General features: G+C 46.7%; 3 tRNA genes and 2 rRNA genes. All 5 read left to right on the top strand.

From position 1 onward, the window contains the following. Window positions 1–341 (top strand): 16S ribosomal RNA (locus OU793_RS24505); the annotation flags it as partial. A gap of 89 nt (window positions 342–430) precedes the next feature. Then, a tRNA-Glu gene (locus OU793_RS24500) sits at window positions 431–506 on the top strand. A 2-nt stretch (window positions 507–508) separates the two neighbouring features. Beyond that, window positions 509–584: transfer RNA gene (locus OU793_RS24495), tRNA-Lys, on the top strand. A 30-nt stretch (window positions 585–614) separates the two neighbouring features. Next, window positions 615–690: transfer RNA gene (locus OU793_RS24490), tRNA-Val, on the top strand. Window positions 691–1,008: 318 nt separating this feature from the next. After that, window positions 1,009–1,235: ribosomal RNA gene (locus OU793_RS24485) — 23S ribosomal RNA — on the top strand; the annotation flags it as partial.

The raw sequence follows: 1,235 nt of genomic DNA, 5'->3' as shown, positions 1-1,235 counted from the left end.
TCATGGCCCTTACGAGTAGGGCTACACACGTGCTACAATGGCGCATACAGAGGGCAGCCAACTTGCGAAAGTGAGCGAATCCCAAAAAGTGCGTCGTAGTCCGGATTGGAGTCTGCAACTCGACTCCATGAAGTCGGAATCGCTAGTAATCGTGGATCAGAATGCCACGGTGAATACGTTCCCGGGCCTTGTACACACCGCCCGTCACACCATGGGAGTGGGCTGCAAAAGAAGTAGGTAGTTTAACCTTCGGGGGGACGCTTACCACTTTGTGGTTCATGACTGGGGTGAAGTCGTAACAAGGTAGCGCTAGGGGAACCTGGCGCTGGATCACCTCCTTAAACGATGATTACTCACGATGAGTGTCCACACAGATTGATACGGTTTATAAAGTAAAGAGAAGAAGAGTTCCCAAACTCTTCAATCCAGTGTCCCGTTCGTCTAGAGGCCTAGGACACCGCCCTTTCACGGCGGTAACAGGGGTTCGACTCCCCTACGGGATACCATTGGGTCGTTAGCTCAGTTGGTAGAGCAGTTGACTTTTAATCAATTGGTCGCAGGTTCGAATCCTGCACGACCCACCATTCTTCTCCACGAAGAATTAAAACTTATGTGGGCGATTAGCTCAGTTGGGAGAGCACCTGCCTTACAAGCAGGGGGTCACTGGTTCGAGCCCGGTATCGCCCACCATTCTCTAAGTATTTTTGGATAGGAATTCCAAACCACTTCAGTAAGACGTATGTGGTTAGAATCTTCGACTCTGAAAGTCTTTAGAAAATGTACTTCCTTGTGAAGAAACATAGCTCTTTAACAATTTGGAAAGCTGACAAAACAACAATTTATTGTTGTTTGTAAAGTTCTCAATGTTTGTCTTTATGACAAACACCAAAATAACACATTCAAGTGTTCTTGGAATTTGAGTCCGGCAAAATCGAGTCTGCATCATGTATAAAAATTGCAGACAACTTTGGTGACTTGTCATCAACTCGAAACTCCTTCGGGTTGTATGGTTAAGTGACTAAGCGTACACGGTGGATGCCTTGGCAGTCAGAGGCGATGAAAGACGTAGTAACTTGCGATAAGCCCAGATTAGGTAGTAACAACCATTTGAGTCTGGGATTTCTGAATGGGGAAACCCACGTGCATAAGCACGTATCCTTACCTGAATACATAGGGTAAGGAGGCGAACCGGGGGAACTGAAACATCTAAGTACCCCGAGGAAAAGAAATCAACC

Source organism: Vibrio sp. VP6, assembly GCF_028823755.1.
GTDB lineage: Bacteria > Pseudomonadota > Gammaproteobacteria > Enterobacterales > Vibrionaceae > Vibrio > Vibrio parahaemolyticus.
This window is presented reverse-complemented; position numbering and strand designations above follow the sequence as displayed.